Annotated in this window: 13 protein-coding genes; 7 read left to right on the top strand and 6 right to left on the bottom strand. The window is 67.2% G+C overall.

From position 1 onward, the window contains the following. Nucleotides 1-3 precede the first annotated feature (3 nt). From ACEN9G_RS19510 to edd, 4 genes are all read right to left on the bottom strand, one after another. Nucleotides 4-489, bottom strand: coding sequence for a hypothetical protein (locus tag ACEN9G_RS19510; RefSeq protein WP_413339051.1), 486 nt, complete (start codon nt 487-489; stop codon nt 4-6). A 70-nt stretch (nt 490-559) separates the two neighbouring features. After that, nucleotides 560-1,078, bottom strand: a complete 519-nt coding sequence (locus tag ACEN9G_RS19505) for a Rhs element Vgr protein (protein WP_483126864.1) — start codon at nt 1,076-1,078, stop codon at nt 560-562. Nucleotides 1,079-1,131: 53 nt separating this feature from the next. Next, nucleotides 1,132-1,755, bottom strand: a complete 624-nt coding sequence (gene eda, locus ACEN9G_RS19500; RefSeq protein ID WP_413339066.1) for a bifunctional 4-hydroxy-2-oxoglutarate aldolase/2-dehydro-3-deoxy-phosphogluconate aldolase — start codon at nt 1,753-1,755, stop codon at nt 1,132-1,134. A gap of 29 nt (nt 1,756-1,784) precedes the next feature. After that, nucleotides 1,785-3,701: a phosphogluconate dehydratase gene (gene edd / locus ACEN9G_RS19495; protein ID WP_413339047.1), complete on the bottom strand. Its 1,917-nt coding sequence runs from the start codon at nt 3,699-3,701 to the stop codon at nt 1,785-1,787. A 189-nt stretch (nt 3,702-3,890) separates the two neighbouring features. Here edd and pgi point away from each other — a divergent pair, with 189 nt between their 5' ends. The 5 genes from pgi to ACEN9G_RS19470 all read left to right on the top strand — a co-directional run bounded on the left by pgi (nt 3,891) and on the right by ACEN9G_RS19470 (nt 9,441). Next, the gene (pgi, locus tag ACEN9G_RS19490) at nt 3,891-5,531 is read left to right on the top strand and encodes a glucose-6-phosphate isomerase (protein WP_413339045.1); all 1,641 of its coding nucleotides are present in this window, start codon (nt 3,891-3,893) and stop codon (nt 5,529-5,531) included. A 9-nt stretch (nt 5,532-5,540) separates the two neighbouring features. Further along, complete coding sequence (locus ACEN9G_RS19485; protein WP_413339043.1) at nt 5,541-6,437, top strand: SMP-30/gluconolactonase/LRE family protein; 897 nt, start codon at nt 5,541-5,543, stop codon at nt 6,435-6,437. An 87-nt stretch (nt 6,438-6,524) separates the two neighbouring features. Further along, on the top strand, nt 6,525-7,994 hold the full coding sequence (zwf, locus tag ACEN9G_RS19480) for a glucose-6-phosphate dehydrogenase (protein WP_413339041.1): 1,470 nt from the start codon (nt 6,525-6,527) through the stop codon (nt 7,992-7,994). A 9-nt stretch (nt 7,995-8,003) separates the two neighbouring features. After that, complete coding sequence (locus ACEN9G_RS19475) at nt 8,004-8,858, top strand: SIS domain-containing protein (protein WP_056136401.1); 855 nt, start codon at nt 8,004-8,006, stop codon at nt 8,856-8,858. 10 nt (nt 8,859-8,868) lie between these two features. After that, nucleotides 8,869-9,441 carry a YdeI/OmpD-associated family protein gene (locus ACEN9G_RS19470; protein ID WP_413339039.1) on the top strand — a complete coding sequence of 191 codons (573 nt, stop codon included), beginning with the start codon at nt 8,869-8,871 and terminating at the stop codon, nt 9,439-9,441. Between the two features lies 1 nt (nt 9,442). Here the strand turns inward: ACEN9G_RS19470 and ACEN9G_RS19465 are convergent, their stop codons facing one another. Further along, nucleotides 9,443-10,054 (bottom strand): NAD(P)-dependent oxidoreductase, encoded by a 612-nt coding sequence (locus ACEN9G_RS19465; RefSeq protein WP_483126862.1) that lies wholly within the window; start codon nt 10,052-10,054, stop codon nt 9,443-9,445. Nucleotides 10,055-10,195: 141 nt separating this feature from the next. Between ACEN9G_RS19465 and ACEN9G_RS19460 the strand changes: the two genes are divergently transcribed. After that, nucleotides 10,196-10,579 (top strand): winged helix-turn-helix transcriptional regulator, encoded by a 384-nt coding sequence (locus ACEN9G_RS19460; RefSeq protein WP_413345867.1) that lies wholly within the window; start codon nt 10,196-10,198, stop codon nt 10,577-10,579. A gap of 105 nt (nt 10,580-10,684) precedes the next feature. Next, nucleotides 10,685-13,141: a glycoside hydrolase family 95 protein gene (locus tag ACEN9G_RS19455; RefSeq protein ID WP_483127742.1), complete on the top strand. Its 2,457-nt coding sequence runs from the start codon at nt 10,685-10,687 to the stop codon at nt 13,139-13,141. Here ACEN9G_RS19455 and ACEN9G_RS19450 read toward each other — a convergent pair. Next, complete coding sequence (locus tag ACEN9G_RS19450) at nt 13,138-14,433, bottom strand: MFS transporter (RefSeq protein WP_483126861.1); 1,296 nt, start codon at nt 14,431-14,433, stop codon at nt 13,138-13,140. The genes ACEN9G_RS19455 and ACEN9G_RS19450 overlap by 4 nt on opposite strands. Nucleotides 14,434-14,440 lie beyond the last annotated feature (7 nt).

Raw genomic sequence — 14,440 nt, 5'->3', positions numbered from 1 at the left:
GCGTCAATCGCCCGGCGGCAAACACCCGTACATGCGCGGCCCTTCCCTGTCGCCATTCCAGATCTGGTGCACGACCGCACTGCCGTCATGCTGGCGCGCAAGGCAGAACCTGGCCTCGTAGCTGGACGCGGAGCTGCCCTTGCCCGGCTGCGCCTCGATGCGCAGGCTGTAGATCCGCCCCGGCGCCAGCGGCGCGGGCGTCGTGCGCGGCAGCGACGCCACCTTGCCACCGTACGGCACGCACATGCCGAACGTGAGGGGGAACGTGCGCTCCTTCGGCATCGTCATCTTCCACACCGGGCGTGTCCCCTCCCACACGACGATCGACCGGAATTCCGGCGTGCCCAGGCGTTCCTCGCGCGGGGTGATGGTGAAGCACGGGCCGCCACGCGGGCCTTCGCGCACCTCGGCCGCACCGACGCGGGCGCACGCCGGCGCGGCCAGGCACCAGGCACACAGCAGCATGGGGATGCGATAAGGGACGGACATGATGACCTCGACGGAGCGCAAGGCGAAAGCCTACGACGGCAGCACCGTTAAATTTTGAGGCTACGCAAGCTCAGGCGGAGACAGACGCTACCATCCGCGCGAAGCGGCGTGCGCTGCCGCGCGGCAGGTTGTCCGGGTCGCGCGGGTCGGCGAGGAAGCGGGCCAGCACCTGTTCGTACAAGTCGATCTGGTGCGCATAGCGGCGCTGGCGCATGATGCGCGGGTTGCGCATGTATTTCAGCGCAAAATAATCCGCGAGCAAGTCGCCCTGGGCTTCCATGTTGTAGTCGGACAGGCGCGCACCCGGACGCAGTTCGTAACGGTACGACAGGCCGATGCGGAAGGCGCCGCGCAACCGGACCGGGTAGCCCAGCTGGTGCTGCCACACGTGCACCATCTCGTGCATGAACCAGTGGATCGTGTGCGGATCGCCCGCGCCATAATCGGGCAGGAAACAGGAGGGGTGGAAATACATGCTGCCGTTGGGCGTCATGGCGCAGTTTTTCGGCTGCACCAGCGGCAGGTAGCGGCGCCCGTGCACGCGCACGCGCGACGCATCGATGGCGCCGCCGAACAGCAGCGACGCCATGCGTATTTCGGCCGGGGTCAGGCCCCGGACCAGGCGCCGCCGCATATTCCGGTTCAGGCCGCTTTCAGTGCGGATGCGGCTTTCGCCAGCTCGGTGATCAGGCCCCAGTCGCCGGCCTTCATGGCGTCCGCCGGGGTCAGCCAGGAGCCGCCCACGCAAGCGACGTTCTTCAGCGCGAGGAATTGCGGCGCCGTCTCGATCGAGATGCCGCCCGTCGGGCAGAAGGTCACGTCCGGCAGCGGACCGCCGATACCCTTCAGCATGCCGACGCCGCCCGCCGGCACGGCCGGGAACAGTTTCAGCTGCTTGAAGCCGGCTTCGCGCGCCACCATCACTTCGGACGGGGTCATGCAGCCCGGCAGCAGCGGCAGGCCGCTCTTCTTCGCTGCCTCGATCAGCGACGGCGTCAGGCCCGGCGACACGCCGAACACGGCGCCCGCATCGCGCGACGCGGCGAATTCTTCCGGCTGCGTCAGCGTGCCGACGCCGACGATCGCGCCTTCCACCTGGGCCATCGCGCGGATCGCCTCCAGGCCGTGCCTGGTGCGCAGCGTGACTTCGAGCACGCGGATGCCGCCGGCGACCAGCGCCTTGGCGAGGGGGACCGCATGGTCCGGGTCGTCGATCGCGATCACGGGGATCACGACGGCGGATTTCATGATGTCCAGCAGGGTCATTTCGTTACTCATCGTTGCGCTCACTTTGCTTATTTGGATTTGCGGAACAGGAAATCTTCGTCCGAACCGGGCATGATCTCGCCGCTGTCGGTGCCTTCGTGCAGGGGCACGGTCGTGTCGATCGGCGACGGCAGCGGGAAGTGGGCGGCGCCCTCCTCGGCCGCGCTGACCGATTTGCGGAACACGTCGAACAGTTCGCGGCCCATGCCGATGTGGCTGGAGCTCAGGTCCGCGGTCGCCATCTTGCGCGATGCCCACACGTCGGCCGGCACCAGGGCTTCCAGCGTGCCCTGCGTGGCGTCGACGCGGATGATGTCGCCGTCGCGCACGAGGCCCAGCGGGCCGCCAGCCAGGATTTCCGGCGACACGTGGATCGCGGCCGGGACTTTACCGGATGCGCCCGACATGCGGCCGTCCGTCACCAGCGCGACGTGGAAGCCGGAGTCCTGCAGGTTGGCCAGTGCCGGCGTCAGCGCGTGCAGTTCCGGCATGCCGTTGGCGCGCGGGCCCTGGAAGCGCAGCACGGCAACGAAGTCGCGGTTCAGCTTGCCGGCCTTGTAGGCGTGCATGAAATCTTCCTGCGAATCGAACGTCAGCGCGGGCGCCTCGACGATGTGGTGATCCTTCTTGACCGCCGAGATCTTCATCACGGCGCGGCCCAGGTTGCCCTGCACGAGGATCAGGCCGCCGTTGTCGCTGAACGGGTTCGTATGCTTGCGCAGCACGGACTCGTCGCCGCTCTGTTCCGGCAGGTCGCGCCACACGACCTTGTCGCCGTCCAGGAACGGTTCCTTGCAGTGGTTGCGCAGGCCGCGGCCGAGGATGGTGTTGACGTCGTCGTGCACGAGGCCGGCGTCCAGCAGTTCGCGGATGACGAAGGTCGGGCCGCCGGCGGCCTGGAAGTAGTTCACGTCGGCGTCGCCGTTCGGGTACACGCGCGTCAGCAGCGGCACCACTTTCGACAGCTCGTCGAAGTCGTTCCAGTCGATGATGATGCCGGCCGCGCGCGCGATCGCGACGAGGTGCAGCGTGTGGTTCGTGGAGCCGCCCGTCGCGTGCAGCGCGGCGATGGCGTTGACGATGCACTTCTCGTCGACGATGTGGCCGATCGGCATGTACTCGCCGCCCTGCTGCGAGATCTTGACCGCATGCTGGGCCGCGGCGCGGGTCAGCGCCTCGCGCAGCGGGGTGTCCGGATGGACGAAGGCGGCGCCCGGGAGGTGCAGGCCCATCATCTCCATCAGCATCTGGTTGCTGTTAGCGGTACCGTAGAAGGTACACGTACCGGCGCTGTGGTAGGCCTTGGCCTCGCCTTCCAGCAGTTCTTCGCGCGTGGCCTCGCCCTTCGCGTAGCGCTGGCGCACGGCGGCCTTTTCCTTGTTCGAGATACCGGTCGCCATCGGGCCGCCCGGCACGAAGATGCCCGGGATGTGGCCGAAGTGCAGCGCGCCGATCAGCAGGCCCGGCACGATCTTGTCGCAGATGCCCAGGTACAGGCTGGCGTCGAACATATTGTGCGACAACGCGATGGCGGTCGACATGGCGATGGTGTCGCGCGAGAACAGCGACAGTTCCATGCCCGGCTGGCCCTGCGTGACGCCGTCGCACATGGCGGGCACGCCGCCGGCGAACTGCGCCACGGCGCCGACTTCACGCACGGCGTCCTTGATGACCTTCGGGTAGGCTTCGAACGGCTGGTGCGCCGACAGCATGTCGTTGTACGAGGAAACGATCGCCACCGACGGCTGCTTGGCCTCGCGCAGCTTGAGCTTGTCGTTGGCCGGGAAGGCGGCAAACCCGTGTGCCAGGTTCGTGCACGCCAGCACGCTGCGCTGCACGCCCTTGACGCGCGCGGCGTCGAGATGCGCGAGATACGCCTGGCGCGAGGGCCGGCTACGCTTGATGATCCGGTTGGTGACCTGTTCTACTACGGGGTGCAGCGCCATGATCTGTTCCTTGTGAATTAGATTTCTGAAATTTTACTACGAAATGCGGATTCCTGCCCACCAATCAATGAGCAAAGGAAGGTGAACACGGGAGACTCACGCTGAGCGGCGATTTTTTGTAGTGAATTTACGCCTGCTTCCTGTATGATTCGCTAACCTGCACAAAATGACATCATACCGTCCATCACCATGCGCCAACCACCCCTGACCAGCACCACCAGTTACCAGGCCCTCCAGACCCACGCCCAGGACGCCCGGCAATGGCAGATGCGCGACCTGTTCGCGCAAGACCCGCAGCGCTTCGAGCGCCTCTCGGCGGAAGCCGCCGGGCTGTTCCTAGACTATTCAAAAAACCGTTTGGACGGGCGCACGCTTGCACTGCTGGCAAACCTGGCGCGCGAGCGCGGCGTCGAGCAGCTGCGCGACGCGATGTTCGCCGGCGACAAGATCAACCTGACCGAACAACGCGCCGTGCTGCACACCGCCCTGCGCGCGCCGAAGGACAAGCAGATCACGGTGGACGGCCAGGACATCACGGCCGACGTGCACGACGTCCTGGCCCGCGTCAAGACGTTCAGCGACGCCGTGCGCAACGGTTCGTGGCTGGGCCACACGGGCAAGGAAATCACGGACATCGTCAACATCGGCATCGGCGGCTCCGACCTCGGTCCGAAGATGGTCTGCCTGGCGCTGCGCCAGTTCGCCCATCCGCGCCTGACGATGCACTTCGTCTCCAACGTCGACGGCCACGACATGGACGCCGCGCTGGCGCGCGTGAATCCGGAAACGACGCTGTTCATCATCGCGTCGAAGACGTTCACGACGGCCGAGACGATGATGAACGCGAACACGGCGCGCAGCTGGTTCCTCAAGCACGCATCGGAAGAGGCGCTCGCCAGGCACTTCGTCGCCGTGTCGACCAATGTCGAAGCCATCAAGAAGTTCGGCATCGACCCGGACAACATGTTCCCGTTCTGGGACTGGGTCGGCGGCCGCTATTCGGTCTGGTCGGCGATCGGCCTGCCGGTCGCGCTGTGCGTCGGCTACGGCTATTTCGCCGACTTCCTCGCGGGCGCGCACGCGCTGGACGAGCACTTCCGCACCGCGCCCATCGAGCAGAATTTGCCGATGATCCTGGCCCTGGTCGGCTTCTGGAACCGCGAATTCCTCGGCTGCCCGTCGGTGTCGATCGCGCCGTACCACCAGGACCTGAACCGCTTCCCCGCCTACCTGCAGCAGCTCGACATGGAAAGCAACGGCAAGCGCGTCACGCGCGCCGGCGACACCATCACCGACTACGCAACCGGCCCGGTGATCTGGGGCGACGTCGGCACGAACGGCCAGCACGCGTATTTCCAGCTGCTGCACCAGGGCACGGACGTCACGCCGATGGACTTCATCGCCGCGCTGCGTCCCGCGCACGAATTCCAGAACCACCACGCCGCGCTGCTCGCGAACTGCTTCGCGCAGTCGGAAGCTTTCATGAAGGGCAAGACGGCGGACGAGGTGCGCCAGGATCTCGCCGGACAAGACGCCGCCGAGATCGAACGCCTCGTGCCGCACAAGACCTTCCCGGGCAACCGTCCGAGCAACACGATCCTGATGGAGTACCTGACGCCGGCCACGCTGGGCGCGCTGATCGCGCTGTACGAGCACAAGGTGTTCGTGCAGGGCGCGATCTGGGACGTGAACAGCTACGACCAGTGGGGCGTGGAACTGGGCAAGGTGCTCGCCAAGAAGATCGAGGCGGAGCTGAACGGCGAGGCGCAACCGGCGCAGCACGACGGTTCGACCAACGGCCTGATCGCCCGCGCCAGGGCGGCCGTCTGAGGAGGTGCCATGAAGACCGAAAAATTCCACATCGTGCATGACGAACGGATGCTGGTCGGCGAATCGGCCGTCTGGCATGCGGTCGAATCCGCGCTGTACTGGGTCGACATCGACGGCAAGTCGGTGCACCGCCTGCATCCGTCGAGCGGCAAGTACTCGCGCTGGAACACGGACACCGAGCCGTCCGCCATCGCCGTCGACCTGGACAACAACCTCGTGCTGGCCACGCGCGCCGGCTTCGTCTACCTGAACACGACGACGGGCGACATCGACGATATCGTGCCGGCACCGTACGACACGTCCATCGTCCGCTTCAACGACGGCCGCACGGACCCGGCGGGCCGCTTCTGGGTCGGCACGATGTACGAGCCGCGCGACCAGCAGAAGGCCGAGATGTACGTGCTGGACAAGGGCGAGCTGCGCCTGGCCTGGGCCGGCGGCATGACGAACTCGAACGGCCTGTCGTTCAGCCCGGACGGCAAGACGATGTACCACTCGGACACGACGAGCCACCGCGTCGACGCGTACGACTACGACGTCAAGACGGGCACGGCATCGAACCGCCGCAATCTCGTCACCTTCTCCGACGACAAGAAGGCGGCCGACTACGGCGGCCGTCCGGACGGCGCGGCGGTGGATAGCGAAGGCAATTACTGGTCCGCGATGTTCGAAGGCGGCCGCATCGTCAAGCTGTCGCCGACCGGTGAGCTGCTGCAGGAAATCGAGCTGCCGGTGCGCTGCCCGACGTCCGTCGCGTTCGGCGGACCCGATCTGCGCACGCTGTTCGTCACCAGCGCCAGCAAGGGCCGCTCGAACGACGAGCTGGCGAAGTATCCGCACAGCGGCAAGGTGCTGGCGTTCACGGTGGACGTACCGGGGATCGAACAAGCCGAGTATCGCGGTTGATGTTCGCGTTGGTTTTCGTAGTAAATTTTCTTGCACTATCCATATTCGTGTAGTAAATTTACAGCATTTCACTCCTCGACAGACACCATGGCACTTTCCGATTTCGATCTCGTTTTCTTCGGCGGCAGCGGCGACCTCGCGATGCGCAAGCTGCTGCCGGCGATGTATGCCCGTGACGTGTGCAACGACCTGCCCGCGACGGCGCGCATCATCTGCGTCGGCCGTGACGAGATGTCGCAGGAAGCGTTCATCGAGATGGTGGAAACCAATGCGAAAACGCACGTGAAGGAAAACGTCGACGCCGGCGCATGGCAGACGTTCCTGGACCGCATCACCTACGTTGCCGTCGACGCGGGCAACGTGGCGACTTATGCGGCGCTGGCGGAAGCGCTGCGCAAGGATTCTTCGCTCACGCGCGTGTACTACCTCGCGACGCCGCCGCAACTGTTCGCGACGATCTGCGAGAACCTGGCCGCCGTCGGCCTGGCCACGGCGAATTCGCGCGTCGTGCTGGAAAAGCCGCTGGGCCGCGACCTCGCATCGGCCAAGCAGATCAACGCCGACGTCGGCAAGGTGTTCGCCGAATCGCAGATCTACCGGATCGACCACTACCTCGGCAAGGAAACGGTGCAGAACCTGCTGGCCCTGCGCTTCGGTAACATCCTGTTCGAGCCGCTGTGGCGCCGCGAGTGGATTTCCGACGTGCAGATCACCATCGCGGAAAAGATCGGCGTGGGCAACCGCCTGGGCTATTACGACAACTCGGGCGCGCTGCGCGACATGCTGCAGAACCACCTGCTGCAGCTGCTGTGTATCGTCGCGATGGAGCCGCCGACGTCGATCGCATCGGACGCCGTGCGCGACGCCAAGCTGCAGGTGCTGCGCTCGCTGAAGCGCTTCACGCCGACGACGCTGTCGCAGAACATCGTGCGCGGCCAATACCGCTCGGGTTATGTCGACGGCCAGGCCGTGCCGGGCTACCGCGACGAACCGGGCGCGCCCAAGCAATCCAAAACGGAAACCTTCGTCGCGATGAAGGCCGAGATCGACACGTGGCGCTGGGCCGGCGTACCGTTCTACCTGCGCACCGGCAAGCGCATGGCCGACCGCCTCGCGGAAATCGTCGTGCGCTTCAAGCCTATTCCCCATTCGATCTTCAACCAGCCGACGTCGAGCTTCCAGCCGAACAGCCTCGTGATCCGCCTGCAGCCGGACGAAGGCCTGTCGATGAACCTGATGGCCAAGACACCGGGCGATTCGATGCGCCTGAAGCAGGCCGAACTCGAACTCGATTTCCGCGAACAGTTCAAGTCCCCGCGCATGGAAGCGTACGAGCGCCTGTTGCTGGACGTCCTGCGCGGCCAGCTGACCCTGTTCATGCGCGGCGACGAACTGGAAGCCGCGTGGGAATGGGTCGAGCCGATCCTCGAATACTGGGAGCAGGACGACACGACGCCGGTCCCGTACACGTCCGGCACGTGGGGCCCCGCCTCGTCGTCCGCGCTGATCGGCCGCGACGGCCTGCAGTGGCGCGAAGAGGCGCTGCCGGAAGACTGAGGAATTACCGTGCTGCTCGATTCGATCCGTACCCAGCTCGACTCGCTGTCCAAGTCCGAGCGCAAGGTGGCGCTCGCCGTGCTGGCCGCGCCCAGCGCCACCGTGAGCCAGAACATCACGGCGCTGGCGCGCAGCGCGCAGGTGTCCGAGCCGACGGTCGTGCGCTTCTGCCGCACGCTCGGCTACGACGGCTGGCACGAGTTCAAGCTGAAGCTCGCGCAAGGCCTCGCGCTGGCGCTGCCCGGCGCCAGCGAGCAGCCGGCGCAGGACGACCTGGCCGCGGACCTCGTCAACAAGATCTGCAGCCGCTCGATCAACACCCTGCTCGACCTGCGCAACAACCTGAAACCGGAACTGATCCAGAAGGCGCTCGACATCCTGTCGCGCGCCAACAAGATCGAGTTCTACGGCCAGGGCACGTCGGGCTTCGTCGCGGCCGACGCGCAGCATAAATTCTTTCGCTCGGGCGTGCCGACCGTCGCGTACACCGACCCGGCGATCCACGCCATCGCGGCCGCGCTGCTGCGCGAGGGCGACGCGCTCGTCGCGATCTCCCAGCGCGGCAACAACCCGTCGCTGACGCGCTCCGCGAAACTGGCGCGCCGCGGCGGCGCCGAAGTGATCGTGCTGGCGCCGTCCGGCACGCCGCTCGCGGACATGGCGAGCCTGCTGATCCCGATCGACCTCGTGTTCGCGACCGATCCGTACACGCCGATCTCGGCGCGCCTCGCTTACCTCGTCGTGATCGACGTGCTCGCGGTCGGCCTCGCGCTGCAGCGCGGTCCGGAGTTCCGCAAGAAGATGCAGAACGCGCAGAAGGCGCTGCAGGAATTCGACCTGCAGTTCGACTCCTTCATCGGCTGACGTTCATCTCATGTCTTCCCCCGTCTTCTTCGAGAGAGCAGAAGACTTCCGCGCCTGGCTCGCGGCCCACGCCCACGACGCGAAAGAACTGCTCGTGGGCTTCCACAAGGTCGGCACGGGCACGCCGTGCATGACCTGGTCCGAATCGGTGGACCAGGCGCTGTGCTACGGCTGGATCGACGGCGTGCGCAAGCGCGTCGACGACGCCACCTACACGATCCGCTTCACACCGCGTAAAACCGGGTCGATCTGGAGCGCGGTGAACATCGACAAGGTGACGAAACTGCGCGCACTGGGCCTCATGACGCCGGCCGGCGAAGCGGCGTTCGCGCAACGTTCGGAAGACCGCTCGCGCGTGTATTCGCACGAGCGCGAGACGCCCGCCGAACTGGCGCCCGAGGACCTCGCCCGCTTCCGGCGCCACAAGGCCGCGTGGGCGTTTTTCGAAGCGTGCCCGCCCGGTGCCCGCAAGCGCATGATCCACGTCGTGACGAGCGCGAAGAAGCCGGAGACGCGCGCCGCACGGCTCGACCGGCTCATCGCGGCGTGTGCCGAAGGCCGGCGGCTCGACGTGTGGAAATAAATCAGTAGCCGACCGTGAACCGCTCGCGCACATGCGCCGGCTTCTCGATCTCGTCGGCCAGCGCGACGGCGTAGTCTTCGTACGAGATCGTGCTGCCCTTCTCGCTCACCAGCAGCTCGTCCTTGGCGAGGCGGAATTTACCGGTACGCTCGCCCGGCACGAACAGCGCGGACGGCGAGATGAAGGTCCAATCGAGGTCGTTCACGCCGCGCAGCGCATCCAGGAAATCGGCGCCCTTCGTCGCCTCATCCTTGTACGCGGCGGGGAAATCGGGCTGGTCGACGAGGCGCTTGCCCGGTGCGACGAACAGGCTGCCGGCGCCGCCCACGACGAGATAACGTTTTACGCCGGACGCGCGCACGGCACCGATCAGCGCTTGCGGATCGGTGCCGAGGAAGCGCAAGGCGCTGACGACGGCGTCGTGGCCCTTCAGCACGTCGGCCAGGCCGGCCGGATCGGCGGCGTCGCCGCGCGCCGCCGTGACGCCGGCGCGTGCCGGGACTTTCGAAGGATCGCGGGCGATGGCCGTGACCTGGTGGTTGCGCGAAACGAGTTCGTTCAGGATGCGTGTGCCGACGTTGCCGGTGGCGCCGATGAGAGCGATGCGTGCCATGGAATTCCTTTGGTCTGTGGTTGAGGATAGGTCTAAAATCGAGACCGTAGAATCATCTTATGCCAGCCTGCATATGCCGCACAAGAAGTCAGAACGGCATGATCAGGTCAGCGGAAACTGACCATTACCCGTGAACACGCCATGTCCAAGACCACCCTGCTCGCCACCGACCGCCCCTTCGACCAACCCTGCCCCATCCGCGACGTGCTGGACCGCATCGGCGACCAGTGGAGCATCCTCGTGCTCGATGCGCTCGAGGGCGGCACGAAGCGTTTCAACGAATTGATGCGCGCGCTGGGCGACATCTCCAAGCAGATGCTGTCGCAGACGTTGAAGCGCCTGGAGGAGGACGGCTTCGTGCGCCGCACCGTCTATCCGGAAGTGCCGCCGCGGGTCGAGTACGACCTCACGCCGCTGGGTCACTCGTTCCTCGTGCCGATGAAGGGCCTCGTCACCTGGGCCGACGAGCACCACCGCCACGTGTGCGAGGCGCGGCGTGAATACAAGGGTATCGTCCCGCGCTGACGTAAAAAATCGTCTGCTGCTGAGTGTTATCGCTATACATTCCCTGTCATCAAACTGTTAGGATCGTGCGATCAGCACCATGACAAGGAGACGGCAGTGACGAAGATGAATCCCGCCCGGCGGCGCGTGCTCGCGACGCTGGGCCTCGCGGCGGCATACCCCGGCCTGGCCGGCGCCACCGTCGTGGCACGCACGGAGGGCAACAAGGAACAACTGGCGTTGTGGTACGAGCGCCCCGCCGGTCCATGGGTCGAGGCCCTCCCCGTCGGCAACGGCCGGCTCGGCGCGATGGTGTACGGCCGCCCGCTGCAGGAGCGCCTGCAACTGAATGAAGACACGCTGTGGGCCGGCGGCCCGTACCGCTTCGACAATCCCGGATTCAAGACCGCGCTGCCGCGCGTGCGCGCCCTGATCGACGCGGGCCGCTTCATCGAAGCGCGCGACCTCGTATCGAAGGACATGATCGCGAAACCGGCCACGCAGATGCCTTATGGCGCGGCCGGCGACCTGCTGCTGGACTTCCATGGACTCACGCCGACGGCTGCGTATCGCCGCTCGCTCGACCTCGACACCGCCATCGCCACGACGCGCTTCACGAGCGGCGGCGCGCGCCATGTGCGCGAGACGTTCGCGAGCGCGCCCGACCAGGTGATCGTGCTGCACCTGCAGGCAAGCGGCGGCGGCACCCTCGACTTCGACGTCGGCTACCGCCACCCGCGCCAGGTCGATTACGGCAAGGCCAATTACGACGGCAAGTCCGCAGATGACCCGTCGGCCGCCACGGGTGCGCCCTGGGACGTGAAGGAAGACCTGGAAGAATCGAAGCGGCCGGCCAGCCTGGCGATCCGCGCGGACGGTCCGCGCGCCCTGCTGGTCGAAGGCCGCAACGCGGACGCCGCCGGCGTCAAGGGCGTGTTGCGCTACGCCGTACGCGTGCAGGCCATGGGCGACGGCAAGGTCGACGTCGAGGGCGGCCGCCTGCGCGTGCGCGGTGCGCGCGAGGTCACGCTGCTCATCGGCGCCGCCACCAGCTTCGTCAACTTCCGCGACACGAGCGGCGACCCGGTGCAGGCCGTGCGCACGCGCCTGGACGCCGCCGCGCGCAAGCCATATGCACGCCTGCGCGCCGACCACGTCAAGGCGCACCGCGCACTGTTCTCGCGCCTGTCGCTGCGCATCGGCCGCGCCGACGCCGGCGCCGCGATCCCCACCGATGCGCGCATCGCCGCCGTCCCGCGGACGGACGACGCCGCGCTCGCGGGGCTGTCCGCGCTGTACCTGCAATACGGCCGCTATCTGCTGATCTCGTCGTCGCAGCCCGGCAGCCAGCCCGCCAACCTGCAGGGCATCTGGAACGAAGGCATCTACCCGCCGTGGGGCGGCAAGTACACCATCAACATCAACACGGAGATGAACTACTGGCCGGCGGAAGCGGCCAACCTGGGCGAATGCGTGGAGCCGGTCGTGAGGATGGTCGAGGAGCTGGCCGTGAACGGCGCCGACGTCGCGCGCGACAGCTACGGCGCCCGCGGCTGGGTCGCCCACCACAACACCGACCTGTGGCGCGCGGCGGCGCCCATCGACGGCCCGAACTGGGGCATGTGGCCCTGCGGCGGCGCGTGGATGTGCAAGACGCTGTGGGACCACTACGAGTACACCCCGGACGATGCGTTCCTGGCCCGCATCTACCCGCTGCTGAAGGGCGCCTCGCAGTTCTTCGTCGACGTGCTCGTCGAGGACCCGCAAGGCCGCGGCCTCGTGACGTCGCCGTCGATCTCGCCGGAAAACACGCACCATCCGGACGTGGCCGTGTGCGCGGGTCCGGCGATGGACCGCCAGATCGTGCGCGACCTGTTCGCGTGGACGCTGGCCGCGCACGAGCGCGTGGGCGATCCGGACGCGGACTTCCGCAAGTCGGTGGAAGCGAAACGGGCACGCCTGGCGCCGGACCGCGTCGGCGCCCAGGGCCAGTTGCAGGAGTGGCTGGAGGACTGGGACGGCCAGGCGCCGGAACAGCATCACCGCCACGTGTCGCACCTGTACGCCGTCTATCCCAGCGAGCAGATCAACGTGCGCGACACGCCGGAGCTGATCCAGGCTGCCAAGACGACGCTGAACACGCGCGGCGACCTGTCCACCGGCTGGGCCACGGCATGGCGCCTGGCGCTGTGGACGCGCATGGGCGACGGCGAGCGCGCCTACGGCATCCTGCGCGGCCTGCTGGACCGGCAGCGCACCTACCCGAACATGTTCGATTCGCACCCGCCGTTCCAGATCGACGGCAATTTCGGCGGCACGGCTGCGATCCTGGAAATGCTCGTGCAATCGTGGGGCGGCGAGATCCGCATCCTGCCCGCGCTGCCGCGCGCGTGGCCGGAAGGTGCCGTGCACGGCATTCGGGCACGCGGCGGCATCGAGGTCGACCTGGACTGGGCCGGCGGCCGTGCCGCGCGCGTCGCGCTGCGCGGCAAGCCGGGACAGTCGGCGAAGGTGCGGATCGGCGAGCGCCTCGTGACCGTCAAGCTCGACGCGTCCGGCCGCGCGCGCGTCGCGCTCACTTAGTTGACCGCCTCCGCCACCGGGACGGGGGCGGAAGCGCGGCGCCGCGCCAGCAGCACGATCAGCGCGGCGACGCCGCACGCCGCGGCCGCCGTGTACACGGCCGGCGAATACGTGAACGCGATCGTGCGGATGCGGCCCGCGCCGTAGGCCGCCACGGCCGCCCCGAGCTGGTGGCCGGCGAAGACCCAGCCGAAGATCATCGGCGCGCGCTTGCCCCAGGCCTGCGCGGCCAGCTTCACGGTCGGCGGCACGGTCGCGATCCAGTCGAGGCCATAGAACATGGCGAACAGCGTCAGGCCCGTGAGCGTGAAGTCGGCCGACGGCAGCCACGCGAGCGACAGCCCGCGCATGCCGTAGTACCAGCACAGCAGGTAGCGGCTGTCGTAGCGGTCGGACAGCCAGCCGGACAGGATCGTGCCCACGAGATCGAACGTGCCCATCATCGCCAGCACGGACGCGGCCGGGACGGCGCCCAGGCCCGCGTCGCCGCACAGCGAAATGAAGTGGGTCTGGATCAGGCCATTCGTCGACAGGCCGCAGATGAAGAAACTGCCTAACAATACCCAGAACACGCGGTCGGCGCGCACGCTGGCCAGCGTGGTGAACGGCGTGCGGATCGAGACCGGTGCGCGCGCCGGCACGACGGGTTTGACGGTCGTGTCGCCGCCATAGGGTGCGAGCCCCAGTTCCTGCGGATGGTCGCGCACGAACAGCAGCGCGAGAATCGCCACGAGCGCGCAGCTGGCCATCACGGGCAGCAGCGCCAGGCGCCAGCCGCCATGCTCGATCAGCCACGTGCCGACGGGGAGGAACACGAGTTGCCCCGTCGCCGAGCTGGCGGTCAATAATCCCATCACGAGGCCGCGGCGCTGTTCGAACCAGCGGTTGGCGACCACGGCGTTGAGGACCAGGGCCGTCATGCCGGAACCGATCCCCAGCATCACGCCCAGCAGCAGCACGAGGTGCCAGAAGTCCGTCATCTGGCGCACGAGACCGAGGCCGGCCGCGATGACCGCGAGCGCCGTCACCATCACGTTGCGCAGGCCGAAGCGCTCCATCAGCAGCGCGGAAAAGGGTCCCATCAGGCCGAACAGGGCGAAACGGACGGCGAGCGCGGACGAGATCTGGTCGACGGTCCAGCCGAATTCATGGCTCAGGGGTTTCAGCAGCGCGCCCGGCAGGCCGAGGGCGGCGGACGACGACAGCGCCGTCAGGAAGGTGATGGCGGCGACGAGCCAGCCGTAGTGCAGGCCGCGGCGGCCCATCCACTGGGCGAGATTTGTGGAAAGCATGGACGTC

The organism is Massilia sp. Masssp94 (assembly GCF_059491305.1).
This window is presented reverse-complemented; position numbering and strand designations above follow the sequence as displayed.